We start from the raw sequence: 1,390 nt of genomic DNA, 5'->3' as shown, positions 1-1,390 counted from the left end.
TTTTTATACCTCAATTCTAATTAATGAAAAAATTGATTTGGAGATAGCCTCAGGTCGATATGTAGAATATTTAGGAAATAATCAGGAAAATTTGCAGCAGTTAAAAGAAATTATAGAAAAATTAAATGATTATTATCGAAATTTTTTGCGGGATCAGTGACTTAAAATCATCACTTTTATGTCAGTTAGGAATAATTTATAGGTGTAAGCTCGAGATTGGTTTTTGCTCCTCGAATTTATCGACTGCAATACAGTGAGATTGAAGTCGATAAGTTATTCGTTTTATACATTATTCTGGATCTTTTGAGCTGTACTGATTTGTTCTAAACATTGGGCTGCTACGATTTTTTGACCTAGCTCGGAGAGGTGGGTCGAGTCTTCAAAATAATCTGTCATATTCTTTTTGAGAATATTATAATTTTTAACGTGAAAGACACGTTTTTGGTCACTTAATTCCTCAAGAATTTTATTATATTCAATGATTCTGTTTTCACGGGACATATCCTTATTTGGATAAGTATCTACAAGCAAAATAATTTTTGCCTGACTGTGATCTATAATATGTTGAATGTTGCGACGATATTCATCTTTGGGAACAACATTTTCGCTACCTACAATACGATGCCATTTTAATTTTCGGGCTATTTTTTTAATTTTTTTAATGATTTTTCTGTAAAATTTACGCCAAGGAGAATCTGGATAATATAATGCAAAAGGTGATCCTTTGAATGTTAACCAGCTATCCACTCCACCGTATTGAATACTAATAACATCTGCTGTACTACAATTTTTTAGATTAAAAAATTGTAGACCTTCACGTGTGCTGGACATTGTATATCCATAGTTTTCCAAGTTCCAACCTTTGGTTTGTGCAATAAGATCTGGGTAAGCTCTTCCAAAGTTAGAGACCTCACCGATAGTATTACATCCTCCTAAAGAAACATATCTGACGGATTCTGTCATGTTACATCCTTTTATAAAATATTGTAAATTTCATATAAATTTTAATAAAACTTTAAGGTTGTTTTGCTTTTTCTTAACAAAAATATATATAATTCTCAAAATAAGGGAATTAGAGTTATCTTATGAGTGAAATGATTGGATTGTCTTCAGAGATATATCATGTAAATAAGGAAAGTCTGGAGCATTTACCTCAGCAAAACCTGGATTATTTCATAACTGATGGGTTGGCTTGTGATGCTGTTGTGTTATTGGCATGTGATTTGAACCAAAATAAAGACAGTATTATTTATCTAAAAAATGCTAATTTAGAGGAAATAGGGACGGATAGAATAAGAACAAGATTCGCCTTTCGGGCAGAAGGTTTCTTTTTTAATTTGTTTGGCTCTTTTATTAAGAAAATACGTTCCCGTAGACAAAACTTTAGTTC

At 31.4% G+C, this 1,390-nt stretch carries 1 protein-coding gene and 2 pseudogenes; 2 read left to right on the top strand and 1 reads right to left on the bottom strand.

All coding sequences use genetic code 11. From position 1 onward, the window contains the following. Positions 1 to 160: pseudogene (locus KPC_RS20930) on the top strand (hypothetical protein); the annotation flags it as partial. A 122-nt stretch (positions 161 to 282) separates the two neighbouring features. Here KPC_RS20930 and KPC_RS19755 read toward each other — a convergent pair. Then, complete coding sequence (locus KPC_RS19755; RefSeq protein WP_121976001.1) at positions 283 to 963, bottom strand: SGNH/GDSL hydrolase family protein; 681 nt, start codon at positions 961 to 963, stop codon at positions 283 to 285. Positions 964 to 1,085: 122 nt separating this feature from the next. Between KPC_RS19755 and KPC_RS19750 the strand changes: the two are divergent. Beyond that, a pseudogene (locus KPC_RS19750) lies at positions 1,086 to 1,390 on the top strand (hypothetical protein); the annotation flags it as partial.

The organism is Acinetobacter stercoris (assembly GCF_900323515.1).
Classification (GTDB): Bacteria; Pseudomonadota; Gammaproteobacteria; order Pseudomonadales; family Moraxellaceae; genus Acinetobacter; species Acinetobacter stercoris.
The sequence above is the reverse complement of the archived record's forward strand: the minus strand, read 5'-3'. Positions and strand labels throughout refer to the sequence as shown.

Coding starts and splice junctions, on each gene's coding strand:
- KPC_RS19755 (WP_121976001.1), bottom strand. CDS start 963: ATGACAGAATCCGTCAGATATGTTTCTTTAGGAGGATGTAATACTATC.